At 70.5% G+C, this 22,898-nt stretch carries 27 protein-coding genes; 8 read left to right on the top strand and 19 right to left on the bottom strand.

Going from position 1 to position 22,898, the window contains the following annotated elements:
* Positions 1-186: 186 nt before the first annotated feature.
* Positions 187-1,380 carry an SLOG cluster 4 domain-containing protein gene (locus CLT68_RS07275; RefSeq protein ID WP_199177003.1) on the top strand — a complete coding sequence of 398 codons (1,194 nt, stop codon included), beginning with the start codon at positions 187-189 and terminating at the stop codon, positions 1,378-1,380.
* 52 nt (positions 1,381-1,432) lie between these two features.
* Here CLT68_RS07275 and fbaA read toward each other — a convergent pair whose 3' ends face one another.
* Together fbaA and CLT68_RS07265 are read right to left on the bottom strand one after the other, a co-directional pair.
* The gene (gene fbaA, locus CLT68_RS07270; protein WP_099849666.1) at positions 1,433-2,458 is read right to left on the bottom strand and encodes a class II fructose-bisphosphate aldolase; all 1,026 of its coding nucleotides are present in this window, start codon (positions 2,456-2,458) and stop codon (positions 1,433-1,435) included.
* Positions 2,459-2,593: 135 nt separating this feature from the next.
* Positions 2,594-2,977, bottom strand: coding sequence for a phage holin family protein (locus CLT68_RS07265; protein WP_088950923.1), 384 nt, complete (start codon positions 2,975-2,977; stop codon positions 2,594-2,596).
* Positions 2,978-3,100: 123 nt separating this feature from the next.
* On the opposite strand from CLT68_RS07265, the gene CLT68_RS07260 reads away from it, so the two are divergent.
* From CLT68_RS07260 to CLT68_RS07250, 3 genes are all read left to right on the top strand, one after another.
* The gene (locus CLT68_RS07260) at positions 3,101-3,313 is read left to right on the top strand and encodes a hypothetical protein (RefSeq protein WP_099849664.1); all 213 of its coding nucleotides are present in this window, start codon (positions 3,101-3,103) and stop codon (positions 3,311-3,313) included.
* A 39-nt stretch (positions 3,314-3,352) separates the two neighbouring features.
* Complete coding sequence (locus CLT68_RS33100) at positions 3,353-3,625, top strand: hypothetical protein (protein ID WP_199177002.1); 273 nt, start codon at positions 3,353-3,355, stop codon at positions 3,623-3,625.
* 207 nt (positions 3,626-3,832) lie between these two features.
* On the top strand, positions 3,833-4,546 hold the full coding sequence (locus CLT68_RS07250; protein WP_099849662.1) for a VTT domain-containing protein: 714 nt from the start codon (positions 3,833-3,835) through the stop codon (positions 4,544-4,546).
* Positions 4,547-4,774: 228 nt separating this feature from the next.
* Here the strand turns inward: CLT68_RS07250 and CLT68_RS07245 are convergent, their stop codons facing one another.
* The 14 genes from CLT68_RS07245 to CLT68_RS07180 form a co-directional block, all read right to left on the bottom strand.
* Positions 4,775-5,152: an ArsR/SmtB family transcription factor gene (locus CLT68_RS07245; protein ID WP_030332125.1), complete on the bottom strand. Its 378-nt coding sequence runs from the start codon at positions 5,150-5,152 to the stop codon at positions 4,775-4,777.
* 57 nt (positions 5,153-5,209) lie between these two features.
* Positions 5,210-5,749: an orotate phosphoribosyltransferase gene (pyrE, locus tag CLT68_RS07240; protein WP_088950918.1), complete on the bottom strand. Its 540-nt coding sequence runs from the start codon at positions 5,747-5,749 to the stop codon at positions 5,210-5,212.
* A 169-nt stretch (positions 5,750-5,918) separates the two neighbouring features.
* Positions 5,919-6,728 (bottom strand): SDR family NAD(P)-dependent oxidoreductase, encoded by an 810-nt coding sequence (locus CLT68_RS07235; RefSeq protein ID WP_099849660.1) that lies wholly within the window; start codon positions 6,726-6,728, stop codon positions 5,919-5,921.
* Positions 6,729-6,738: 10 nt separating this feature from the next.
* On the bottom strand, positions 6,739-7,395 hold the full coding sequence (locus CLT68_RS07230; RefSeq protein ID WP_099849658.1) for a hypothetical protein: 657 nt from the start codon (positions 7,393-7,395) through the stop codon (positions 6,739-6,741).
* 72 nt (positions 7,396-7,467) lie between these two features.
* Positions 7,468-8,259, bottom strand: a complete 792-nt coding sequence (locus CLT68_RS07225) for a hypothetical protein (protein WP_099849656.1) — start codon at positions 8,257-8,259, stop codon at positions 7,468-7,470.
* Positions 8,260-8,351: 92 nt separating this feature from the next.
* The gene (locus tag CLT68_RS07220; protein WP_099849654.1) at positions 8,352-8,957 is read right to left on the bottom strand and encodes a DUF4178 domain-containing protein; all 606 of its coding nucleotides are present in this window, start codon (positions 8,955-8,957) and stop codon (positions 8,352-8,354) included.
* Between the two features lie 142 nt (positions 8,958-9,099).
* Positions 9,100-9,480, bottom strand: a complete 381-nt coding sequence (locus CLT68_RS07215; protein ID WP_099849652.1) for a hypothetical protein — start codon at positions 9,478-9,480, stop codon at positions 9,100-9,102.
* A 112-nt stretch (positions 9,481-9,592) separates the two neighbouring features.
* Positions 9,593-11,185, bottom strand: coding sequence for a polyamine aminopropyltransferase (locus tag CLT68_RS07210; RefSeq protein WP_099849650.1), 1,593 nt, complete (start codon positions 11,183-11,185; stop codon positions 9,593-9,595).
* A gap of 52 nt (positions 11,186-11,237) precedes the next feature.
* Complete coding sequence (locus CLT68_RS07205) at positions 11,238-11,660, bottom strand: DUF350 domain-containing protein (protein WP_088950911.1); 423 nt, start codon at positions 11,658-11,660, stop codon at positions 11,238-11,240.
* A gap of 34 nt (positions 11,661-11,694) precedes the next feature.
* Positions 11,695-12,120, bottom strand: a complete 426-nt coding sequence (locus CLT68_RS07200) for a DUF4247 domain-containing protein (RefSeq protein ID WP_099849648.1) — start codon at positions 12,118-12,120, stop codon at positions 11,695-11,697.
* A complete protein-coding gene (locus CLT68_RS07195; RefSeq protein ID WP_099849646.1) occupies positions 12,117-12,629 on the bottom strand; it encodes a DUF2617 family protein in 513 nt (170 codons plus the stop codon). Before CLT68_RS07195 ends, CLT68_RS07200 begins: the two co-directional genes overlap by 4 nt.
* Before the next feature lies 1 nt (position 12,630).
* The gene (locus tag CLT68_RS07190) at positions 12,631-13,257 is read right to left on the bottom strand and encodes a DUF4178 domain-containing protein (RefSeq protein ID WP_099856872.1); all 627 of its coding nucleotides are present in this window, start codon (positions 13,255-13,257) and stop codon (positions 12,631-12,633) included.
* Between the two features lie 178 nt (positions 13,258-13,435).
* On the bottom strand, positions 13,436-16,027 hold the full coding sequence (gene clpB / locus CLT68_RS07185; protein WP_099849644.1) for an ATP-dependent chaperone ClpB: 2,592 nt from the start codon (positions 16,025-16,027) through the stop codon (positions 13,436-13,438).
* Between the two features lie 85 nt (positions 16,028-16,112).
* Positions 16,113-16,757, bottom strand: a complete 645-nt coding sequence (locus tag CLT68_RS07180; protein ID WP_099849642.1) for a TetR/AcrR family transcriptional regulator — start codon at positions 16,755-16,757, stop codon at positions 16,113-16,115.
* Positions 16,758-16,841: 84 nt separating this feature from the next.
* Here CLT68_RS07180 and CLT68_RS07175 point away from each other — a divergent pair, with 84 nt between their 5' ends.
* The 4 genes from CLT68_RS07175 (at position 16,842) to CLT68_RS07160 (ending at position 20,497) form a co-directional block, all read left to right on the top strand.
* Positions 16,842-17,978, top strand: a complete 1,137-nt coding sequence (locus tag CLT68_RS07175; protein WP_099849640.1) for an epoxide hydrolase family protein — start codon at positions 16,842-16,844, stop codon at positions 17,976-17,978.
* A gap of 232 nt (positions 17,979-18,210) precedes the next feature.
* Complete coding sequence (locus CLT68_RS07170) at positions 18,211-18,711, top strand: cation:proton antiporter regulatory subunit (RefSeq protein WP_030332098.1); 501 nt, start codon at positions 18,211-18,213, stop codon at positions 18,709-18,711.
* A 5-nt stretch (positions 18,712-18,716) separates the two neighbouring features.
* A complete protein-coding gene (locus tag CLT68_RS07165) occupies positions 18,717-19,922 on the top strand; it encodes a cation:proton antiporter (RefSeq protein WP_099849638.1) in 1,206 nt (401 codons plus the stop codon).
* Between the two features lie 143 nt (positions 19,923-20,065).
* Positions 20,066-20,497, top strand: a complete 432-nt coding sequence (locus CLT68_RS07160) for a hypothetical protein (RefSeq protein WP_088950904.1) — start codon at positions 20,066-20,068, stop codon at positions 20,495-20,497.
* A 350-nt stretch (positions 20,498-20,847) separates the two neighbouring features.
* Here CLT68_RS07160 and CLT68_RS07155 read toward each other — a convergent pair whose 3' ends face one another.
* The 3 genes from CLT68_RS07155 to dnaJ all read right to left on the bottom strand — a co-directional run bounded on the left by CLT68_RS07155 (position 20,848) and on the right by dnaJ (position 22,830).
* On the bottom strand, positions 20,848-21,042 hold the full coding sequence (locus tag CLT68_RS07155) for a hypothetical protein (RefSeq protein WP_099849636.1): 195 nt from the start codon (positions 21,040-21,042) through the stop codon (positions 20,848-20,850).
* Positions 21,043-21,177: 135 nt separating this feature from the next.
* Positions 21,178-21,618, bottom strand: coding sequence for a heat shock protein transcriptional repressor HspR (locus CLT68_RS07150; RefSeq protein ID WP_099856871.1), 441 nt, complete (start codon positions 21,616-21,618; stop codon positions 21,178-21,180).
* Between the two features lie 30 nt (positions 21,619-21,648).
* On the bottom strand, positions 21,649-22,830 hold the full coding sequence (dnaJ, locus tag CLT68_RS07145; protein WP_088950902.1) for a molecular chaperone DnaJ: 1,182 nt from the start codon (positions 22,828-22,830) through the stop codon (positions 21,649-21,651).
* Between the last annotated feature and the right edge of the window lie 68 nt (positions 22,831-22,898).

The raw sequence follows: 22,898 nt of genomic DNA, 5'->3' as shown, positions 1-22,898 counted from the left end.
ACGGCTGAGGAGTTGGTCACGCCTGCGGCCTATGCCGCTGTCAGGTGTTTTCCACTACAACTAATGGTCCGGAGCCTCCCCAGGAACCGGTAACGCAGGAGCCCGGTGGCCACGACCACCGGGCTCCTGTCGTTTCACCCCGAGCCCGAGGTTTGGCCGCACCCGCCGCAGGGGCAGGATGGCCGGGTGCCGACCCCACCTCCTGCGGACGTCATCGAGCCGCACCTGCACGCGGGCGAGATCCAGACCCGGGACGAGTTCGACCGCCAACTGGCCGCCGGCCGACTGAGCGGGCTGACCGTGCAGGGCCTGCGTCTCGACCTCGCACCGGTGCCCGACCTGACCGGCGTCGACGTCGCCGGCACCCTCTTCGTGGGCTGCCGCTTCGCGTCCCGGGATGTCGGCGCCGACCTGGTCCGACGCGGCGCCAACGTGGTGCCGCCGTTCTCGGGGCTGCCGTACCCGACCCAGCCGACACACCTCTACACCCCGGAGGAACTGGCCGAGGGGTTCGCCGAGGGTGGATTCACCGGGATGTACGACACCCGGGTGTACGACCACTACCGGGCGCACGGCGGCGCGCTGCCGGACGTCAAGGAGGCGCTGGGTCAGCGGCTGCACGACCACGGCGTGGACAACGCGTTGGCCGACGCCACCCGCGCCTGGCTGGTCGGGCACGGGCCGCAGTCGGTGGTGGGCATCATGGGTGGGCACGCGGTGCGGCGCGGCAGTCCCGCGTACCGGATGGCGGCAGTGCTGGGTTGGGAGCTGGCGCGGGCCGACCGCCTGGTGGTGACCGGCGGCGGTCCCGGGGTGATGGAGGCGGCGAACCTCGGCGCCTACCTGGCGGACCGGCCGGCGACCGACGTGACGGCGGCGATCGACCTGCTGGCCACCGCACCGGACTTCACCGACCACCACCTGTACACGGCCACCGCTTTGACGGTCCGGCAGCGGTACGGGGGCGTTCCCCGTCAGCGTGGCGACGACCTGGGCTGGGCGCGAGCCGGTGGACTGGCCATCCCGACCTGGCTGTACGGGCACGAGCCGGCGAACCTGTTCGCCGGGCGGATCGCCAAGTACTTCTCCAACGCGATCCGAGAGGACACCATCCTGCGACTTGCCCGGGGCGGCATCGTCTTCGCGCCGGGGCGGGCGGGCACGGTGCAGGAGGTGTTCCAGGCGGCCACCAAGACCTACTACGGCACCGACGGGGCCAGCGGCGCGTACATCTTCCTTGACCGCGCGTACTGGACAGTGGAGTTGCCGGTGGAGGCGCTGTTGCGTCCGCTGCTGGCCGCGTCCCCGTTCGGTGACCTGTCGGCGACAATCCACCTCACCGACGACGTCCGCGAGGCCGTCCGCCTGCTCACCGCCTGAACGACGACGGCCGGCTCCCCGCGAGGGGGAGCCGGCCGTCGGTGGTACGTCGTTACCTGGTCATCGTGGTGCCGGTGGAGCGAAGGTGCTCGCACGCCTCGACGACCCGGGCGGCCAGGCCAGCCTCGGCGGCCTTGCCCCAGGCACGCGGGTCGTACTGCTTCTTGTTGCCGACCTCGCCGTCGATCTTCAGCACGCCGTCGTAGTTGCGCAGCATGTGGTCCACGACGGGCCGGGTGAAGGCGTACTGGGTGTCGGTGTCGATGTTCATCTTCACCACGCCGTAGTCCAGGGCCTCGCGGATCTCGCTCAGCAGGGACCCCGAGCCGCCGTGGAAGACCAGGCTGAGCGGCTTGTCCTTGCCGTACTTGGCGCCGACGGCGTCCTGGATCTGCTTGAGGATCTCCGGACGCAGCTTGACGTTGCCCGGCTTGTAGACGCCGTGCACGTTGCCGAAGGTCAGCGCCGCCATGTAGCGGCCCTTCTCGCCCAGGCCGAGCGCCTCGACCATGGCCAGGCCGTCATCGGTGGTGGTGTAGAGCTTGTCGTTGATGGCGTTCTCGACGCCATCCTCCTCGCCACCGACGACACCGACCTCGATCTCAAGGACGATCTTGGCCTTGGCGGCCTCGTCGAGGAGCTGGGCGGCGATCTCCAGGTTCTCCGCGACCGGCACGGCCGAACCGTCCCACATGTGCGACTGGTACAGCGGCTCCTCGCCGCGCTTCACCCGCTCCTGCGAGATGCCCATCAGCGGACGCACGAACCCGTCCAGCTTGTCCTTCGGGCAGTGGTCGGTGTGCAGGGCGATGTTCACCGAGTACTTCTTGGCGACCTCGTGCGCGTACGCGGCGAACGCCACCGCGCCGGTGACCATGTCCTTGATCGACGGGCCGGAGAGGTATTCGGCGCCACCGGTGGAGACCTGGATGATGCCGTCGCTCTCCGCGTCGGCGAAGCCCTTGAGCGCTGCGTTCAGCGTCTGGGAGGAGGTCACGTTGATCGCGGGGTACGCGTACCGGCCAGCCTTGGCGCGGTCCAGCATCTCCGCGTAAGCCTCGGGGGAAGCGATGGGCATGTTGACGCTCCTTACTTACCACTCTCGGCCGTGCTGGCCGCTGTTGTTCATTTGTGCGCCGGACCGCGCTGTCCTCCGCCCGGCAGTATCCCGTAGGTGAGGTGCGCCGGAACAACCGACCCGGGTGTCAGCCGTTCACCGGCGGTCCAGGTTGTCCGGCACGATGACGCTGATCAGCCAGGTGACCACTGTCATCACGATGGCTCCCCAGAACGCGGCCCAGAAACCGTCCACCTGGAACGGCAGGTCGAGCCCGCGGGCGATCCGGTCGGTGAGCAGGAACAGCAGGGCGTTGACCACGAGCGCGAACAGGCCCAGGGTCAGCAGGTAGAACACGCAGCCGACGACCTTGATCAACGGCTTCAGCACGGCGTTGATCACGCCGAAGATCAGCGCCACCACGATCAGGGTGAGCGCGGTGTTGCCACCCGAACGACCGTGCACGTCGACACCGGGCACGATCAGGGTGGTTATCCACAGAGCGACCGCGGTGATCGCCAGTCGAATGAGGAAGCCCACGGCACCATCCTGGCATCGGGTCGCGTCGTCGAGGGCTGATTCCGCCTACTCCGCTTCCGGGCGCGGCGCCGACGCAACCCGTACGGTGGGTGGGAACCGTGCCCCGAAACCCCGGGAGGGACGATGGGTCAGCCCGACGAGGACTTCATTCCCGGCGACCACCTCGCCCCGGATGAGCGCGACCCCGAGGCCGATTCGGCCGACGCGGTCGAGCAGGCCACGGTGGTCGGCCCCGCCGACGCCGACGGCGAGCCCCAGCGCGGCCTCGAGGTCGACGACTGGGACGCGATGGAGCAGGCCCGGGTGGTCACCGCTGACGAGGACGACTACCGCTGACCTCGTCGCAGGGTCGGCTGCCCGTTGCGTCAGACCTGCGTGCTCAAGCATTCGCTCCGCTTCCTGGCAGGGCTCGGCGCCGCAGGCGCGTTGGTCGCCGCCTCCGCCACCCCGGCTGTCGCCGCTGTCGAAATCAGGGGCGGTGGCGGTGGCCAAGGCAGCGGTGAAGGTAACGGTGACGGCGACGGTGGCGGTCTGCCGGTCACCGGTCAGTCCACCGGCCTGATCGCCGGCCTCGGCGCGCTGCTGCTCGCCATGGGCGTCGGCGGCTACCCGGTGGCCAAGCGCCGCCGGACCCGCTTCGTCGCCTGACCCACCCCGCACCACCGGTGCCCCGTCAACCTCCTGGTTGGCGGGGCGCCGTCCTATCGGAACCTTGGCTGCCAATGGCGGCTCCGGGCCCGCCCGTACCGTGACGTCAAGCACCGGGCGGATCGGCGGGACACCTAGACTACGGTCGTGCCGTCGCCAAGGGCGACTAACCACACCCCACCCGGTAGACACTTCGGAGGTCGCCTCGTGTCGACGCCCATCACCACCCTGGCCCTGGGCCCGGACTGGCTCGATCCGGAGGTGTTGATCTCGTCGTTCGGGCTACTCGGCATTCTGGTCATCGTCTTCGCCGAGTCCGGCCTGCTGATCGGCTTCTTCCTGCCGGGCGACTCGCTGCTCTTCACAGCCGGTCTGCTGACCGCCGACGGGAAGTACATCACCTACCCACTCTGGCTGGTCTGCCTGCTGATCACGCTCGCGGCGATCGCCGGGGACCAGGTGGGATACGCGTTCGGCCGGAAGGTCGGCCCGTCGTTGTTCCGCCGTCCGAACTCCCGGCTGTTCAAGCAGGAGAACGTGATCAAGGCGCACGAGTTCTTCGAGAAGTACGGCGCGCGCTCCATCGTGCTGGCCCGCTTCGTGCCGATCGTGCGGACGTTCACGCCGATCGTGGCCGGCGTCAGCCGGATGAACTACCGCACCTTCGTGACCTACAACATCATCGGCGGGGTGCTCTGGGGCACCGGCGTGACGGTGCTCGGCTATTTCCTCGGCCAACTCCCGTTCGTCAAGGCGAACATCGAGCTGATTCTGATCGCGATCGTGGCGATCTCGGTGGTGCCGATCGCGGTCGAGTTGCTCCGGGCCCGCATGGCGGCCAAGCGCGGCACCACCGCGGCGGAGCGCGCCGCAGCAGAGGAAGCCATTCGGGAGACTCGCGAGAACTACGGCAAGTACTGACCTGTCGTGGCCGGCCCGGCCGGCCGGTGCCGTCCCCGGTGGGGGATGGCACCGGACGATCGGTACGACGACGACGGCCGGCCCCCTGGTGCGGGGGTCGGCCGTCGGCATGTCGGGCCCGGCCTCCGGCGGTGCGGCCGGGGACGAGCAGGTGTTACTCACCGATGGCGCCACCCCTGGCTCGCCACCGGACGCCGTCCCGGCGCGGGACGGCGTGCAGTGCCTACGTCAGCGGGCCTTCTTGGTGGCCCGCTTACGCGGCGGGGTCAGCAGGTCGGCGATCGTCGCGATCGCACTCGGGACCAGGCTGTAGTACGCCCAGACACCGCGCTTCTCCCGCTGCAGCAAGCCAGCCTCGGTGAGGATGCGCAGGTGATGACTGACCGTCGGCTGAGAGAGGCCGAGCGGCGCCGTCAGGTCACAGACGCACGCCTCGCCCTCGGGGGCCGACTGGATCAGGCTGAGCAGCCGCAACCGAGCAGGATCAGCAAGGGCCTTGAGGACCCCGGCAAGACGCTCGGCATCGGCACGTTCGATCGGCTCGCCGTTAAGCGGCGAGATCTGAGGCATAGTCATTTCGGCCAACGCAGTTCCCACGTATTCCATCCTTCCACCAGCAGCATCGATCCGCCTGCATATCAGCAGATCCGAATCGGCAAACTTTTACGCCACAAGGCCGAGGTCAGCCAACGTATAGGCCGCCCGGTATGGCAATCCGGCGGCTCGCACCGCGTCGCCGGCGCCTCGATCAACAATAACCGCCACGCCTACAACTTCCGCCCCGGCCTCACGAAGTGCCTCGACAGCGGTCAACACACTTCCGCCTGTCGTGGACGTATCCTCCACCGCCAACACCCGACGGCCGGCCACCTCCGGTCCTTCGATCCGCCGTTGCAGACCGTGGGCCTTGCCCGCCTTGCGCACCACAAAGGCGTCCAGGGCCCGACCGGTCGGAGCGGCGGCATGCAGCATCGAGAGCGCGACAGGATCCGCGCCCAGAGTGAGGCCGCCAACGGCGTCGTACTCCCAGTCGGCGGTGAGGTCGAGCAACACCCGGCCGACCAGAGGAGCGGCCTGGTGATGGAGCGTGACGCGCCGCAGATCCACGTACCAGTCTGCCTCGCGCCCCGAGGAGAGCACGACCCGTCCGTGGACCACAGCCAGGTCGGTAATGAATTTACGCAGGTCGTCGTGGTCCCCCATGGCGATAGAGGTTACTGCGCAAGTCTGAACGCCGTGTGTGGGGTCCACCCTGATCAGCCCGGCGGGGAACCGATGGTTGGCGATGTTCGACTACGCTCAGCAACCGGCCCGATAGCGGCGCGCCAGCACCGCCCCAACGACCTACGGGGCCTGGTGCGCCGGTCGAGGCTCAGTGCTCGTCGCGACCGATCCGGCCGCGGGTGTCCCGCGCGACGGCCTGGAGCAGTCGGCGGGGGGCGTGCCGCATACCGGCGACGACCATCTTGTATTTCCATGCCGGGACGCTGACCATCTTGCCTTTGCGCAGGTCACGCAGGGCTTCGTCGACCACATCCTCGGCGCGGAGCCACAGCCACTCGGGCGTCTTGGACATGTTGATGCCGGCTCGTTGGTGGAACTCGGTGCGGGTGTAGCCGGGGCAGAGGGCCATCACCCGGACGCCGAACGGGCGCGCCGAAAGGCCTACGGACTCGCTGAAGTTGGTGACCCACGCCTTGCTGGCCGAGTAGGTCGAGCCGGGCATCGCCGTGCCGAAACCGGCGACCGAAGAGACATTTATCACTGCCCCATTCCGCCGTTCGGTCATCGGTCGCAACGCCGACAGGGTCAGCCGCATGACCGCGTGCACGTTGAGCCGCAACAGCCGCGCCTCGTCCTCTGCCGTGGAGCGCAGGAACGGTTTGTTGAGGCTGATGCCGGCGTTGTTGACGAGCAGGTGCACGGGGCTGCCGTCGGCGATTCGCCGCTCCACGACCGCGCAGCCGTCGTCGGTGGACAGATCCGCCGGGATCGTCTCCACGGGGCGGCCGTAGGTGTTACCCAACTCGGTGGCCAGCTCGGTCAGCCGGGCCGCGTCACGGGCGACCAGCACCAGATGCCAGCCGTCGGCGGCCAGCCGCCGGGTGAACGCCGCGCCGATGCCTGCGGTGGCCCCCGTGATCAGGGCCCGGCGCTCGGCAGTCGTGGGGTCGAGCGTCACGGGGTGGTCCTCACCTGGGCGGGTACGGGGGTGCGGGCGGCGGCTGGTGCGGGGCGTGCGGAAACGCCGGTGGTGCGGCTGGGACGGTCGGCGCGGTCGAGCGGTGGCGACCGAACCAGGCGTTCGCCGCCGGCAGGGCCAGCAGCGTAGCTACTACAAGGTAACCGAGGCCCTGCGCGACGGAAAGCCCGGCGTTGAGCGGAATCCACCACGACGGGTACGCGTCGCCGATCAACCCCAGCAACTCGGCGACAGCCTGCTCACCGGAGCCGAGTTGCAGTGGTGCGGCTCGTTCGCCGATCAGCACCGCCACGCTGCAACAGCCGGCGAGCAGGCCAAGCCCACTGACCACCCAGGTGGCAACCCGTACGCCGTTGCGACCGGCCAGCAGCCCCAGGGCCAGGCCGGCGAGCACCGGCGCGGAGAGGGCGGCCACCACCGCAGACAGCACCGCGGACGCGCGGAGCAGGGTCACCACGTCGTCGATCTGCTCCGGGCTGGCCGAGGTGTCCCGGGCGGCGGTGCGGAACGCGTCGACCGTCCCGCCCAGCACCACCAGGTCGACCACGGCGTACGCGAGCGCGGCGACCGCCATCACCAGCAGCACGCCCGCAGCCATCAGGACGACGGCGGGCCGGCGGGCGGGTGCCGATTCCGGGTACGACACGACGAATCCCTCCGGTAGGCGTCGGGTTGCAACCTACTCGGAGGGATCGTCGGCGTCGTGCTTATCTGTCGATCAACTCGTCGACGGCGGGGTTGACCCCGGACGGTCCGCGGGCGGAGTGTCGTCCGGCCGGTTCGTGCCCGGCGGCGGCGGGTAGCTCGGCTCCCCACTCGACTGCGGGTAGCCCGGCTCACCGGACGACTGCGGGTAACCGGGCTGACCCGGGGCCTGCGGGTAACCGGGCTGACCCGGGGCCTGCGGGTAGCTGGCGCCCGGGGTCGGCGGCTCCCACGCCGCGGTCGGCTTGCGGAAGAACGCGTTCGCCTTCGGCATCGCCAGCAGGATCAGCGCCGCGAGCAGCGAGATCAGGCTGATCACGCCGAGCAGCAGGCTCACCGCGGTGGCCCAGGAGGGCAGGGCCTCCTCCAACCGGCGCTGGACCTCTTCACTGCTCGGCCCGTTGGCGCCGGTCTCTCCACCGGCGGTGAAACCACCGGCCGCGTTGCTGAGCAGGCCACCACCCACGCAGCAGACCATGATGCCGCCGACGATCCAGGTGGTGATCCGGGCACCGTTGCGGCCCTGGTTGTTGAAGAGGGCCAGAACGCCCAGCACGACCGCGAGCAACAGCACCAGAATGGCGCTGCCGAGGCCGATGGCGTAGAAGACGTCACCCACCTGATCGGCGTTCTCGACGTTGCTGCCCGCGTACGCGTCACGAAGGGCGTCGCGCGTCTTACCGATGGTGCTGAGCGTGATGATCAGACTGATCACCTGGCACGCCAGGAACAGGAAGAGCAGGTAGCTGGAAATCGACACAATGGATGGCCGCTGACGGGCCGGCGTGCTCTGGGAATCGACCACGATTCTCCTTCCCTAAGATCGCGCCCACACCGTATCGACAACAAGCCAGTTCGGCATGCCGTGTCGACCCCGCGCGTCCCGCCCGGTTCAACTCAGTGCTCCTCGGACGTGGGATGGATCGTCAGGTCGGCGGGGTCGAGGAGGTCACCTCGGGCGACCCGCCAACCCTCTTCGCCGTACGCCTCGAAGGAGAGCCGCGCGGCGCCACCCGACTGGTAGTCGTGGTAGCGCATCGTCCCGGCCGACGACAGCCCGGTCTCCGCGGTGGCGGTGTAGCGGGCCTGCCCTGTCTCGGCCCACGTGTAGCGCCGGCCGCCGAGGTCGATGGTCGGGGCCCCCGGGGTGACTGTCGCGCCCGGCTCGGCCGTCCAGAGCACCAGCTCCAGTTCCGGGCCGTCCTCCACGGAGAGCCGGTGCCGGGTGCCGGAGTCGTCGTCGAGCAGGTGCTGCACCCAGCTCCAGTCCCCCTCGACCAGGCGGACCGTGCCACTCACCACGTACTCCCGGTCCTGGATCCGCACCCGGTCGCCCAGGGTCAGGCGGAGCGGTCCGTCGTCCGGCGTCCCCGCCGCACGGCCGGGTGGCAGCGTGCCGTCGGGCCGGGCCGCGGCTCGCAGCCGGGCCCGCAGGATGATCACAACCACGACCGCCACGAGTACGGCAAGGGCCACCACCAGGTACACCGCTGACCCGCTCACCCGACCACCTCCCCAGGTACGTCGGCGCAGACGGTAACAACCGCAGGCACGATCCGGACCCGTACCGTGACGGACAGCTCAGCTACCGACGGCACCCGTGGTGTCGCCCGGTGTGCACCCTCGCACGTTGATGGCGGATGACTCACGCCGCAGCGAGGCGCTGGGTGGCGTAGTTCCCGATGGTTTCGCGGTCCATCACGCAGCCGACGAATGTGGTGAACTCGCTCGGGTCGTCGCGCAGCGACGTCCAGGCCGCTCGGGCCGCCGCCGGGTCGATCCGCTCCAGCAGCGTCGCCGCGTACGCCCGGCCGGCGGGTGTGCCGTCGGCGAGCACGCGGTCGAGCTGCCGGCGTACCTCCTCGGGGTGGTCGTCGATGGCGGCCTCTACCCGGTGGTACGCCTCGGTCACCGGCAACAGCTTGCCCGCGATTCCCACCCCACCGAAGGCGAGCGTGTCAGCCGCCACCAACTCGTTGACGGCCGCGCCCAATTCGCGCTCCCAAGCCTTGCGCATCCCAAACATGCCTCCACCCTTTCCCCGTTCGCACCCACTCCACCCCGTTAGTCAAGAGGTTTGCGCCATGAGCGGACTCTCTCCTGACACAGCCACCGTGTTCAGGCGCCAGATGATGGGGTCAGTAGCCGCGCCACTCCGTGCGGGCGTATTCGAGGACCCTCGGTTGGAGGAGGGTGCTGGGGGGCACGTTCAGGCGAGCGCGGTCGGCGGGAAAGACCGCCGCCGCCCGCAGCACGCCCGGGTCGAGGAAACGCAGCCGGAGCGCGTCGGCCGGCAGTTCCAGCACCGGCGGGACGGTTCCCGCCGTGGCCAGCAGGAACCCCCAGTCGCCGAAGGACGGCACGTCGACGTGGTACGGCGCGGTGGCGAAGCCGGCTTCCCGCACCGACGCATCGATCGACCAGTATGAGCGGGGCGCGAAGTATGGCGAGCCGGACTGCACCACCAGCCGTCCCTGCTCGGCGAGCACCGACCTGATCAACTCGTAGAACTCGACGGTGTAGAGCTTGGCGGTGGCCGTCTCGTCCGGGTCGGGCAGGTCGGCGACCACCACGTCGAAGCGCTCGGCGGCGGTACGCAGCCAGCCGAACGCGTCAGTGTTCAGCACCCGTACGCGGGGGTCGTCGAGCGAGCCGCCGTTGAGCGCCCGCAGCTGCGGCACGGTGCTGGCCAGGGCCACCACCGCCGGGTCGAGGTCGACCACTGTCACCCGGCGGACGTCCGGGTACCGCAGGATCTCCCGGACGGCGAGGCCGTCGCCAGCACCGAGAACCAGGACGTCACCGCGCGGGCCGCGCATCGCCGGATGCACCAGCGCCTCGTGGTAGCGGTACTCGTCGACCGAGCTGAACTGGAGATCACCGTTGAGGAACAACCGCAGGTCGGTGTCGGCGTGGCCAACCTCCCGCACCGACCGGGTCAGCACGATCTCCTGGTAACGGGAGCGTTCGGCGTACACCACGGGGTCCCGGTAGAGCTGCTGCCGGGCGGTCACCTCGAAGTCGGCGGCGGTCACCCAGGCGTACCCCAGGCAGAGCGCGACCACGACAGAGCCGGCGCCGAGGACGAGCCGGGCCCGGCGGCTCAGCTCCCTCCGGAACACCGTGCAGACCAGGGCGAGACCGGCCACCGCGTTCACCGCGCCGACCACCAGGGCACCCTTGAGCTGGCCGAAGACGGGGATCAACAGGAACGGGAAGGCGAGCCCGCCGAGCAGCGCGCCGACGTAGTCGGCGGCGAACAGGTCGGCCACCGCACTGCCGGCGGCCTGCTCGCGGATGCGCTGCAGCATCACCATCAGCAGTGGAATCTCCGCGCCGATCAGCAGACCCAGCACGAAGGCGGTGCCGACCAGCGCCGGGCCGTACAGGTCGAGCCAGGCGAAGGCGGCGTAGAGGCCGAGCACGGACAGACCACCGAGCAGGGCCAGCGTCAGTTCGATCACCGCGAACGCGGCGGCGGCCCGGGGTTGCAACGGCTTCGCGACCAGCGCGCCGACCCCCATCGCGAAGACCATCACGCCGAGCACGATCGACGCCTGCCCGACGGTGTCGCCGATCAGGTAGCTGCCGAGCGCGACCAGGGCCAGCTCGTAGACCAGCCCGCAGGCGGCGCAGACGAAGACCGCGAGCAGCACCGCCGCGCGGGCCAGCCGCCAGTGCGGTCGAGCCTCGGTGCCGCCGTCGACCACCGGCGGTGCCCCGGTGCTCATGACCGCCCCGGGTACGGCCGGCCGGCACCGCCCGGTCGCGGACCCCCGGCCATCAGAGGATCGCGGCGGCGATGATCGCGCCGGTGGCCAGGTGCACCACGGCCGACACCCACACGGCGGGGTGCGGCTCCGGGTCGACCAGCAGCTCGCCGAGCCGGCCGGGGGTCACCGCGTCGAGCAGCAGGAACGCGGCGGCCATGATGACCAGGCCGACGATCCCGTACGCCGCCGCGCCGACCAGCCCCAGGGCGAAGTCGTCGTCGCTGGCGACGATCGCCGCGACCACGATGGTGCCGACGCCGAGCAGGTTGGACGCGAGCAGCAGCGCCGCGTTGCGGTTGCGCTCGGTCCAGATCAGTTCGTGGAGCTTCCCAGGAGTGGTCAGGTCGACCAGCGCGTAGCCGACGCCCATGAGGACGACGCCGACCGCGCCGAAGGCGAGGGTGGCCAGCAGATCGGTGACGAGGTTCTGCACGGAGGGGCTCCAGGTGAAGGGGTCGGGTGTCGGGCTACTTGCCGGTGCCGGGGCCGCCGCCCCGAACGCTGCTGCCGCGTCCCCAGCCCCAGTACGACCCGACGGTCGAGTGGTAGCGGGAGTGAGCGGTGTCCATGTCCTCGAGCAGGATCACCGAGCCGGCGGCGATCGGCAGGATCACCACCGAGTCGTCGTCGTAGCGCAGGTAGACGCCGCTGCTGTCGGCGTACCGGTCGGACGGCTTCCACGCGTCGGTCAGTTCCTTGGCGACAGTGGTCGGTGACTTGGACGAGGTGTACGCGGTTGCTTCCCGGCCGATGTCCCGGCTGGCCGTTCGCGAGTACCTGTCCTGCACGTAGGCGCGCGGGGAGAAGGTGCCGTTGACGAGCGCGAAGGCCGCGACCAGCACGCCGGCCACGGCCACCGCCGCGCCCACCACGAACCAGCGTCGGTACGTCATCGCAGTGCCACCACCGTCTCGGTCAGGACCAGCTCATTGGTCTGGGGGTACGCGTGCCAGGTACGCCAGCCGACCGACCCGTGCGGCAGGTCGGTGCGTACGGCCAGCGCGGTGACCGCGTCCGGGTCACCGGGAAAGACTCCGACCAGGGCGTACGGGTCGTCGGCCAGGTCGGCGCGGAGCCCGGCGATCCGGGTGTGCAACTCGCCGTCGGCCGGGCGCAGCACGCTGGCGGTGAAGCGGTAGCCGCCCGCCTCGTCATGCAGGGCGCCGGGCAGGTGCGGCGGCTGACCAGGCAGGCAGGCGACCGTCTCGGTGAGTCCGGCCGCACCACCGGGTTCGGCCAGTACGACCTGGTGGGACGCGCCGAGCAGGCGCAGCCGCAGCCGGACCTCCCCGGGCAGCGTGAGGTCGTGGACGTGCAACGCGGGCCGCTCCGGCCCACCGCGTGCCAGGCTCAAGTCGGCGGCGCAGGTGTCGACGTACGGGGTGTGGAGGCTCACCAACACGTCAGCTGGCCTCCGGTCCGGCCTGCGGGTACACCATCACGTCGGCGCGGTGCAACTGCTCGCCCCGGGCCACCTCCCAGCCGGCCTGGCCGTACGCCTCGAAGGAAAGCCGTTCGCCGCCCTGGGCCCGATAGTCGTGGTATCGAAGGGTGCCACTGGGGTCGAGGCCGGTGCTGCCGGTGGCCGTGAAGCGGGCCTGACCGGACTCCTCCGAGGCGTAGCGGCGGCCGGCAAAGTCGAGGGTGGATGCACCCGGGGTGATCGTGGCGGCCGGCTCGGCGGTCCAGAGCACCAGCTCCAGGTCCGGGTCCTCCTCCACGGAGAGCCAGCGCTTGTCGCCCTCGACGGTGTCCAGCAGGTGCTCGGCCCAGCTCCAGCCACCCTCATTCACATGCACCGAGCCCCGGACCGCGTACGACACCCGGCGGATCTCGACGATGTCGCCGGGCTTGAGCCTGCGCGGGTCGCCGCGGAGCGCGTCGCTGTCGGTGTCCCGGAACGGGTCGGCGGGTGCCGCCGGCCGGGCGGCCTTACGGCCCTTGCGTACCGCCACCACCGCCACCACGACCCCGGCGACTCCGATCAGACACCCCAGCGTCGTCACCAGGTACGCCACAGGACCATTCATGCCGACCACCTCCCCAAGTGCGTCGGCGGGAACGGTAACAACCCCGCGCACCTGGAGAAACAAATCATCTTCTGGTGATGCGGTAGCTACTCAGGGTCCCGGTGGAGTGTGGGTGGGGGCGGAGAACGTGTCGGGCCGACCCCGCCTTCGGAGGCGGGATCGGCCCGGGTGCGACGGATCAGGCGGCGGTTACGGAGAGGGTGTTGGTTTCGGTGGCGCGGTCCACCTTCACCGTTTCGCCGTCGCGGATCTGGCCGGACAGGAGCGCCTTGGCAAGCTGGTCGCCGATTGCCGTCTGGATCAGGCGACGCAGCGGGCGAGCGCCATAGATCGGGTCGTAGCCGTGCTCGGCGAGCCAGTCCCGAGCGGCATCGGTGATCTCCAGGCCGAGCCTGCGGTCGGCCAACCGCCGCCGCATCCGGTCCAACTGGATGTCGACAATCGAACGCAGATCGTCACCCAGCAGCGAGGCGAAGACCACGATGTCGTCCAGCCGGTTGAGGAACTCCGGTTTGAAGTGCGACCGCACCACGGCGAGGACACCCTCCCGGCGCTGCTCCTCGGCCAGGGTCAGGTCGCTGATCACCGACGACCCGAGGTTGGACGTGAGGACGAGGATGGCGTTGCGGAAGTCCACAGTGCGGCCCTGGCCGTCGGTGAGCCGACCGTCGTCGAGCACCTGGAGCAGCACGTCGAAGACGTCCGGGTGGGCCTTCTCCACCTCGTCCAGCAGGATCACCGAGTACGGCCTGCGGCGCACCGCCTCGGTGAGCTGGCCGCCCTCGGTGTAGCCGACGTAGCCGGGCGGGGCGCCCACCAGGCGGGCGACCGAGTGCTTCTCGCCGTACTCGCTCATGTCGATGCGGACCATCGCCCGCTCGTCGTCGAAGAGGAACTCGGCGAGGGCCTTGGCCAGCTCCGTCTTGCCGACACCCGTGGGGCCGAGGAAGAGGAAGCTGCCGGTTGGGCGATCCGGGTCGGCGATTCCGGCCCGGGCACGGCGTACCGCGTCGGAGACCGCGCCGACCGCCTCGGCCTGGCCGACCACCCGGCCGCCCAGTGACTCCTCCATCCGCAGCAGCTTGGCCGTCTCGCCTTCGAGCAGGCGGCCGGCGGGGATGCCGGTCCAGGAGGCGACCACCGCGGCGATGTCGTCCGCGCCGACCTCCTCCTTGAGCATGGCGCCGTCGGCCTGGAGCTGGGCCAGCTCCTCCGCGGCCTGCTTCAGCTCGACCTTGAGGGCGGGGATGCGGCCGTAGCGCAGCTCGGCGGCGCGCTCCAGCTCGCCGTCGCGCTCGGCCCGCTCGGCCTCACCGCCGAGGCGCTCCAGCTCCTCCTTCGCGGTGGAGAGCTTGGTGATGTGGCTCTTCTCCGTCTGCCAGCGCTCGGAGAGCACCGTGAGCTGCTCGCGCTTGTCGGCCAGCTCCTTGCGCAGCCGCTCCAGCCGCTCGGCGGAGGCGGCGTCCGGCTCCTTGGCCAGCGCCATCTCCTCGATCTCCAACCGGCGGACCGCCCGCTCGATCTCGTCCACCTCGACCGGCCGGGAGTCGATCTCCATCCGGAGCCGGGACGCGGACTCGTCGACCAGGTCGATCGCCTTGTCCGGCAGGAACCGGTCGGTGATGTAGCGGTCCGACAGTGTCGCGGCGGCGACCAGCGCGGCGTCGGTGATCCGTACGCCGTGGTGCACCTCGTAGCGCTCCTTGAGCCCCCGCAGGATGCCGATGGTGTCCTCGATCGTCGGCTCGCCGACCAGCACCGGCTGGAAACGGCGCTCCAGAGCCGGGTCCTTCTCGACGTGCTCGCGGTACTCGTCCAGCGTGGTGGCGCCCACCATCCGCAGCTCACCACGGGCCAGCATCGGCTTGAGCATGTTGCCGGCGTCCATCGAGCCCTCGCCCTTGCCGGCGCCGACCACGGTGTGCAGCTCGTCGAGGAAGGTGATGACCTGCCCGTTGGAGTTCTTGATCTCCTCCAGGACGGACTTGAGCCGCTCCTCGAACTGCCCCCGGTACTGCGCACCGGCGACCATCGCGCCAAGGTCGAGCGAGATCAGCTTCTTGTCGCGCAGCGACTCGGGCACGTCACCGGTGACGATCCGCTGGGCCAGCCCCTCGACGATCGCGGTCTTGCCGACGCCGGGCTCACCGATCAGCACCGGGTTGTTCTTCGTACGCCGGGAGAGCACCTGGATGACCCGGCGGATCTCGGAGTCACGGCCGATGACCGGATCGATCTTGCCGTCCCGGGCGCTGGCGGTGAGGTCGACGCCGTACTTGGTCAGGGCCTGATAGGTCTGCTCCGGGTCAGCGGTGGTGACCCGTCGGTCGCCACCCCGCACGGTCGGGAAGGCCGCGACCAGGGCTTCCTCGGTGGCACCGGCCGTCTTCAGCGCACCCGACACCGCGCCGCCCACCCGGGCCAGCCCGGCGAGCAGGTGCTCGGTGGAGGTGTACTCGTCGCCCAACGGTCGGGCGATCTGCTCGGCGGCGCCGATGGCGTTGACGAACTCCCGAGCCAGGGTCGGCTCGGCGATGCTGGAGCCGCGGGCGGCGGGAAGGCCGTCGACCGCGCGCTGGGCGGCCCGGCGCAGCTCGGTCGGGTCGGCCCCGACGGCGCGCAGCAGACCGGTGGCGGTCGAGCCGTCGGTGTCCAGCAGTGCCAGCAGCAGGTGCCAGGGCTCCACTGTGGCGTGGCCACGCTGGTTGGCCAGCGCGACGGCGCCCGTGATGGTTTCGCGGCTCTTGGTGGTGAGTTTTTCGGTGTTCATGGGCTCCCCCGGATCGGCGTTGTCCACTGAGTTGGACACAACCAGAGTTGAGCGTATTCCGCTCAACCTTAGCGCGTGACGCCCATCACTCCCGTCCCCGCCACCGCCAGTCGAACTCTCCCGCGGCGGGCGCCGGGCCGGGGAGCGGGTCTGTGGCCGGCCCGGTGGACAGACCCGCCAGCAGCACCGCGAGTTGGCGTCGGCGCAACTGCCCGGTGCGCTCCGAATCGGGTACGCGCACCGCGGCGCAGGCCTCCAGCAGCAACCCCAGATCCTGCACGACCGCGTCCGGCCGCAGCCGCCCGCTGGCGCGGGCCCGCTCGAACAGGGCGGTGGCCAACTCGTTGGCGCGCATCGCGTCCCGACCCATCTCCTCGGTCGGAGTGAACATGCCCGCCAGGTGGACGGTGAGCGAGTGCACGTCGGCGTCGACCACCTGGGTCAGGAAGGCGCTGAACGCGGTCCAGTCGTCCGGCTCGGCGAGGGCGGCCTCGGCCGCGGCGACGTACCGGCGCAACCCGTCGTGGCAGAGCTGGCGCAGCAGGTCCTCCTTGCCCGCGTACCTCCGGTAGAGGGCACTGATGCCGACCCCCGCGCGTTCGGCGACGGCGGCGATCGGTGCCTTCGGGTCGTCCAGGAAGACCGCGCGGGCGGCATCGAGGATGACCTCGTCGTTGCGGGCGGCCTGGGCGCGCCGGCCGGCCAGCGTCTTTCCGGGGGGATTCGGCATGACCTCAGACTATCAGTGGAACGGATCATTCCGGTCTGCTACTCTGATTGCAGAACGAAACATTCCGTTCCGAAGGAGCTTCAGATGACCGGCACCGCGATCCGCCCGTTCCGCGTCGAGATCCCGCAGACCGCCCTCGACGACCTGGCCGACCGGCTGGGCCGCACCATCTGGCCCGCCGACCTGCCCGGCACCGGCGACTCGTACGGGATGAGCAGCGACCGGGTCCGCGCCCTCGCCGACCGGTGGCGGGACGGCTTCGACTGGCGCGCCGTCGAGGCCCACCTGAACGCCCACCCGCAGTTCGTCACCGAGATCGACGGCGAGCAGATCCACTTCCTGCACGTCCGGTCGGCCCGGCCGGACGCCACCCCGCTGGTGCTCACCCACGGCTGGCCAGGCTCGGTGCTGGAATACCTCGACGTGATCGCCCCGCTCACCGAGCCGACCGACCCGGACGCGCCGGCCTTCCACGTGGTCATCCCATCGCTGCCCGGCTTCGGCCTCTCCGGCCCGACCCGCAGCACCGGGTGGAACCGGCACCGCACGGCCCGCGCCTGGGCCGAGCTGATGAACCGCCTGGGGTACGCCAGCTACGGCGCGGTCGGCAACGACGCCGGCTCGATGGTCGCGCCGGAGCTGGGCCGGATCGACCGGGACCACGTGCTCGGCGTCCACGTCACCCAGCTCTTCTCGTTCCCCTCCGGCGACCCGGCCGAGTTCGCCGGGCTGTCCGAGGCGGATCAGGCGGCGCTCCAGCACCTCCAGTGGTTCTACGAGAACAAGTTCTCCTTCAACCAGGTGCACAGCCAGCAGCCACAGACCCTGGCGTTCGCGCTGGCCGACTCCCCGGTCGGGCTGCTCGCCTGGAACGCGCAACTCTTCGACGAGAGCCTGGACGCGGACTTCATCCTGGCCAACGTGGCGCTCTACTGGTTCACCGGCACGGCCGCGTCGGCGATCCGGTTCTACTGGGAGGACGCGCACGCCGAGGAGTCACCGACCGGGCCGACCACCGCGCCGACCGCGCTGGCCATGTTCCCCGGCGACTTCCAGTCCATCCGCCGCTTCGCCGATCGGGACCACGCGAACATCGTCCGGTGGACCGCGTACGACAACGACGTCGACGGCCGCGGTGACGTCGGCGGTCACTACGCCGCCCACCAGGCCACCGAGGTTCTGGTCGCCGACATCCGCGAGTTCTTCGCCAGCCTCCGCTGACCACGACGAACCCGGTGCCCGCGCCCGCTCCACCGGGGGGCGGGCACCGCCGCGTCCCGCCCCGGCTCGGTTGATCCACTCGGCTTTCAGGAAGTCGGGGCATCCGGACCGCCAGGACACCGCTACTTCATGAAACCCGAGTCGATCATGGCTGCTGGACATGCCGGGGCTGCTCGGAGGGCCGAGGGCTTCCAAGATCTGCGTTCTGTTCACGAAGCGGTAGCCTTGGTGGGTGCGAGTACGTGTCGAGCAGACCGCCTTACCCGGGATCGGGGTACGCCACGATCTGGTGACGGAGTCAGGACGCCGTTTGGGCGTCGTCTCCCACCGCAATGGCCGCCGTGATCTCGTTCTCTACGACCCCGACGATCCCGACGCCTGCCAATCGGACATTCCGCTGACCGACGACGAGGCTGAGGCCCTGGCCGACATCCTCGGCGCGTCGCTGATGCTCGGTCAACTCTCCGGGCTCCGCGAGCAGGCCGCCGGTCTGCTCACCGAGCAGATCGCCATCACGGCCGGATCGCCGTACGTCAACCGGAAGCTCGGCGACACCAAGGCGCGTACCCGCACGAGCGCCTCCATCGTGGCGGTGCTTCGCGAAGGCGAAGTCATCGTCTCGCCACTTCCCTCCTTCCGCTTCGCGGCCGGCGACGTGGTGGTCGTTGTCGGGACCCGACGGGGTCTCGACGGCGTGTCCGCCATCCTCGCCGACAGTGACCCGGACGGCTGAGGCGGATGCACGATTCCACCACTCTGCTCGTCGAAGTCGGCGCGCTGCTGCTGCTGCTTGGCGTCCTCGGTCGGCTCAGCCGCCGGGTAGGCCTGTCCCCCATCCCTCTATACCTGTTCGCCGGGCTGGCGTTCGGGCACGGCGGGCTGCTTCCGCTCGCCGCCAGCGAGGAGTTCTTCGCGGTCGGCGCCGAGATCGGCGTCATCCTGCTGCTGGTGATGCTCGGCCTGGAATATTCGGCCAACGAGCTGGTCGGCAACCTCCGATCGGCGGCCCCGGCCGGGCTGATAGACGGCGTCTTCAACGCACTGCCCGGCGCGGCGTTCGCCCTGCTGCTCGGTTGGGACTGGGTGGCCGCCCTGGTGCTCGGCGGCATCACCTGGGTCTCCTCTTCCGGCGTGATCGCCAAGGTCCTCGCCGACCTGGGACGACTCGGTAACCGGGAAACCCCGGTGATCCTCTCGGTCCTGGTGATCGAGGACCTGGCGATGGCGCTCTACCTGCCGCTGGTCACCGCCGTACTGGCGGGCACCGGTCTGCTCGGCGGCGGCATCGCACTCGCCGTCGCCGTGGGCACGGTGCTGCTGGTACTGGTGGTCGCCATCCGGTACGGCCACCTCATCTCGTCCGCCCTGTCCGCGAAGGACCCGGAGGCGCTGCTGCTCGGCGTACTCGGTCTGACCCTGCTGATCGCCGGGCTCGCGGCGAAGCTGCAGGTGTCGGCGGCGGTCGGCGCGTTCCTCGTCGGCATCGCGCTCTCCGGCCCGGTGGCGCACCACGCGACCGAGTTGCTCTCCCCCCTGCGGGACCTGTTCGCCGCTGTGTTCTTCGTCTTCTTCGGCCTGGTCACCGACCCACGGGACATCCCGCCGGTGCTGTTGCCGGCGCTCGCGTTGGCCGTGGTCACCATGGCGACGAAGACGCTCACCGGCTACCTCGCGGCGCGTCGGGTGGGCATCGCGGAACCCGGCCGATGGCGGGCCGGCCTCGCACTCGTACCCCGAGGTGAGTTCTCCATCGTCATCGCCGGGCTCGCGGTGGCCGCCGGGAGCGTCGAGCCGCAGTTGGCGGCGCTGGCCGCGACGTACGTCCTGATCACCGTGGTGACCGGGCCGATCCTCGCCCGACTGCCGGACTTCCCGTGGTTCAAGCGGTGGCTGCGCACCCGCGCGGCGGCCCAGCGGGCGGCACCGGTCCCGATCCACGACTGACCGCGCAGCCCCGACCCCAACGGTTGCCGAATTGCTCCCCACGGGGACTACCGCAGCACTCGACGGCAGGTTACCGTTTCGCCCCAGCAGCCAGGGTCCGCAGGCAGCGCAGCCAAACGCGGGCGAGAGCGGGAGGTTGGCCGGTGAGCGTGCAGGAATCGACGTTCCACGGCTTCGCCAACCCCGTCGATCCGAGTCCGGCGGAGTTGCGAGCTTGGGCGTACCAGCCGGATTCTGTGCCGTTGGCTTCGATGCCGCCCGACTGGGACCTGCTGGTCTCCGGCGATCGACTGGTGTTGACGCTCTTCGAGCTGGCGATGGACCCGTCCTGCCCGGCGCGGCGGTTCGCGTTGCACTGCCTCTACATCTACGCGGCCGACGGCATCCGGACGAACTTCCGTGCCCACCCGAAGCGTCGCTTCCGCAAGCTCGTCGAACAGGCCGAGCGTGAGGGCGACGAGCTGATGAAGATCTGGGCGCACAACGGCCGGGTGCTGCTGGCCCGACCGGATCTCTTCGTCTACCGGGACTGGTGCGAGGGCGGCCTGGTCCGCGAGAACCGCCGCCTCGGCTGAGGTCGGTTCAGCCGGCTCCCTCGCCAGCGGCTGCGAGGGCGTTGCTGTTCGCGGCCCTTTGGAGCTGATGTCGCAAACGATTCACGCCCGGCCGGGCCAGGATCGGTCCGCCCGGCCAGGATCGGTCGAGGTCGGTCGAAGCAGCGGTGTGACGTGATGTCGTAAACGATTCAGCTCGAAAGGGCCTGCGCGTCGGCCTGCCGCCAGGAGGCGGCCTCACCGGTCCGCAGTCGATAACGGCGAACGGGCCGGGACCCCCGCCCTGGCATCGCCTGCGTCCCGGCCCGCACTCAGCGACAGCGAACGGGCCGGGACCCCCCGTGGGTCCCGGCCCGCACGTCGGTCACCGGTCAGTCCTGCTGCCGTTCCGTCTCGGCTCGGTTCTTCTCGCCGCCGTGGTCGTCCCGGCCGGCGAACCGACCTCCGACGACCCGGTCCCGGTAGGTTCCCTCGGTCACCTTGTCGAACTTCTTGCGGACGGTCTCGGCCAGTTCTTCCAACCGGTCTTCCGCCTGCTGGGCGACCTTCTTCGCCGGCTCCGCCATCGCTCCCCCTCGCCATGCCGGTAGGTCCGTATTGAGCCGATTGGACCGTATCGACAGGCTAACCGAAGCGGCCCGGACCGCGCCGGGAAATCCGGTACGGTCCGGGCCGAAAGACAGCGCCGGGTGAGCGGTTGGTCAGCGATCGGGCATGCGGCGGGGTCGCCAGACGACCAGCGCGGTGGACGTGCGGTTGGTCGGCACCAGGTCCCGACCCGGGAAGCGGGCCAGCGACTCCAGCTCGGCCACCCGGCGGTACGCGGCGTCCAGCTCCGCCTCCAGCCGGGCCACCCGCTGCTGCGCCTGCTCCAGCAGCCGCTCCAGCCCGATGATCCGCTTGACGCCGGCCAGGTTGATCCCGTCGTCCTGACTGAGCCGCTGGACCTCGCGCAGCAGCACAACGTCGCGCACGCTGTACCGACGTCCGCCACCAGCGGCCCGGCCGGGCTGCACCAGCCCCAGCCGGTCGTACTGGCGCAGGGTCTGTGGGTGCATGCCCGCCATCCGGGCCGCAACCGAGATCATCAGAACCTTGGCCTCGTAGGCAGGGTCACCCGAACCGAGGAATCCGCCCGACATGCCGCTCACCTCCGCGTCCACTCCATCGGACTAACTGACCCGACGCACCCGAGCGTCGAGATGTTCCCGGGCCGCCGGCGGGCTCTGCTCGGCGAACGCCTCCAGTGCCGTGCGCGCCTCGTCCGACAGTCGGGCCGGGACCACCACGTCCAACGTGACCAGCAGGTCACCGGCCTGCCCGTCGCGGCGGACCACACCCTTGCCGCGGGCCCGCAGCACCCGCCCGCTCGGCGTCCCCGGCGGAACCCGCAGGGTCACCGCGCCGTCGAGCGTGGGCACCCGCAGGTCCGTGCCGAGCACGGCCTCCGCGAAGGTGACCGGCACGGACAGCGTCAGGTCGTCGCCGGTACGCCCGAACAGCTCGTCCGGCCGAACCTTGACCTGCACGAAGAGGTCACCAGCGGGGCCGCCGCGCTCGCCTGCCTCACCGCGCCCGGCGAGCCGGATGCGCTGACCGTCGGCCACCCCGGCCGGGAACCGCACGTTCATGGTGCGGGTCTTGGTGACCCCGCCGCTGCCCTGGCACTCCGGGCACTTCTCCTCGACCACGGTGCCGACGCCCTGGCAGTTGCGGCACGGCTCGGAGAAGCTGAACGCACCCTGGTCGCGGGTCGTCACCCCGGCGCCGTGGCAGACCGTGCAGGTACGCGGCTGGGTGCCGGGCTTGGCCCCGTTGCCGTGGCAGGTCTCGCAGACTCCGGGGGCCCGCAGCGTCAGGGGCAGCGTCACCCCGCGTACCGCGTCACCGAAGTCCAGTGCCACCTCGGTCTCGACGTCCCGACCACGGGCCGGACCGCGCGGTGCGGCCTGCCCACCGGCCTGGCCACCGGTGAAGATCGAACTGAACAGGTCCTGGAAGCCGGCTCCGCCGAAGCGACGGTCGCCGCCTCCACCGCCGCCGAACATGTCGGAGACGTCGAACGGCATGCCGCCCGGCTGGCCTCCGCCCCGGGCGCTGCGCCGGAACGCCCCCGAGCCGAACAGCGAGCGCATCTCGTCGTACTCGCGACGGCGACCCGTGTCCGACAGGACGTTGTAGGCCTCGGACGCGGCCTTGAACCGCTCCTCGGCCTTCGGGTCGCCCGGGTTGTGGTCCGGGTGCGACTCCCGGGCCACCTTGCGGTACGCCTTCTTGATGTCATCCGCGGAGGCGGCCTTGTCCACGCCGAGCACGGCGTAGAAGTCCTTCTCGATCCAGTCCTTCGAACTCACCGGTCCACCCCCTCTCGACCCTCGCGGCCCGGCCGTCCCGCCCACCGCTGCGCGGTGGGCGGGACGGC

It is taken from the genome of Micromonospora sp. CNZ299 (genome assembly GCF_002754415.1).
The sequence above is the reverse complement of the archived record's forward strand: the minus strand, read 5'-3'. Positions and strand labels throughout refer to the sequence as shown.

Excerpts from the sequence above, each read along its gene's own strand:
- CLT68_RS07175 (WP_099849640.1), top strand. The coding sequence starts at position 16,842 with ATGACCGGCACCGCGATCCGCCCGTTCCGCGTCGAGATCCCGCAGACC.
- CLT68_RS07180 (WP_099849642.1), bottom strand. The coding sequence starts at position 16,757 with ATGCCGAATCCCCCCGGAAAGACGCTGGCCGGCCGGCGCGCCCAGGCC.
- clpB (WP_099849644.1), bottom strand. The coding sequence starts at position 16,027 with ATGAACACCGAAAAACTCACCACCAAGAGCCGCGAAACCATCACGGGC.
- pyrE (WP_088950918.1), bottom strand. The coding sequence starts at position 5,749 with ATGGGGGACCACGACGACCTGCGTAAATTCATTACCGACCTGGCTGTG.
- CLT68_RS07245 (WP_030332125.1), bottom strand. The coding sequence starts at position 5,152 with ATGGAATACGTGGGAACTGCGTTGGCCGAAATGACTATGCCTCAGATC.
- CLT68_RS07260 (WP_099849664.1), top strand. The coding sequence starts at position 3,101 with ATGGGTCAGCCCGACGAGGACTTCATTCCCGGCGACCACCTCGCCCCG.
- CLT68_RS07210 (WP_099849650.1), bottom strand. The coding sequence starts at position 11,185 with ATGAGCACCGGGGCACCGCCGGTGGTCGACGGCGGCACCGAGGCTCGA.
- CLT68_RS07215 (WP_099849652.1), bottom strand. The coding sequence starts at position 9,480 with ATGTTTGGGATGCGCAAGGCTTGGGAGCGCGAATTGGGCGCGGCCGTC.
- fbaA (WP_099849666.1), bottom strand. The coding sequence starts at position 2,458 with ATGCCCATCGCTTCCCCCGAGGCTTACGCGGAGATGCTGGACCGCGCC.
- CLT68_RS07200 (WP_099849648.1), bottom strand. The coding sequence starts at position 12,120 with ATGACGTACCGACGCTGGTTCGTGGTGGGCGCGGCGGTGGCCGTGGCC.
- CLT68_RS07150 (WP_099856871.1), bottom strand. The coding sequence starts at position 21,618 with ATGTCGGGCGGATTCCTCGGTTCGGGTGACCCTGCCTACGAGGCCAAG.
- CLT68_RS07155 (WP_099849636.1), bottom strand. The coding sequence starts at position 21,042 with ATGGCGGAGCCGGCGAAGAAGGTCGCCCAGCAGGCGGAAGACCGGTTG.
- CLT68_RS07165 (WP_099849638.1), top strand. The coding sequence starts at position 18,717 with ATGCACGATTCCACCACTCTGCTCGTCGAAGTCGGCGCGCTGCTGCTG.
- CLT68_RS07190 (WP_099856872.1), bottom strand. The coding sequence starts at position 13,257 with ATGAATGGTCCTGTGGCGTACCTGGTGACGACGCTGGGGTGTCTGATC.